A 264-nucleotide genomic window follows, 5' to 3' on the forward strand; every position below is an offset into this window, starting at 1 on the left:
TTCATTATATGGCTATAAAGCTTTTGGAATTGACACATTTATTAAACGAAAAAAAGCTGATCCTTATAAATAATAGAAAAGCAGGAATTAATTTTCCTGCTTTTTTATGTTCTGTTTTAATCAATGCGTTTGATTGGATTTTATCCAATCCTTTATTAAATTGTCCCTTCGAGACTCTTCTTTTTAAATGAAATTTCCATTAATTACGAGTTTCTTTCATTTCAATTGGATAAATATCCTCTAAAACTACACTAAAGTGTAAAG

At 26.9% G+C, this 264-nt stretch carries 1 protein-coding gene; it reads left to right on the forward strand.

What is annotated here, in order from left to right; all coding sequences use genetic code 11:
• The coding region (locus tag SB752_RS32635) for a hypothetical protein (RefSeq protein WP_410719534.1) at nt 1–191 on the forward strand (191 nt) is incomplete at its 5' end.
• Nucleotides 192–264: the final 73 nt, after the last annotated feature.

The organism is Brevibacillus sp. SIMBA_040 (assembly GCF_046535075.1).
Lineage (GTDB): Bacteria > Bacillota > Bacilli > Brevibacillales > Brevibacillaceae > Brevibacillus.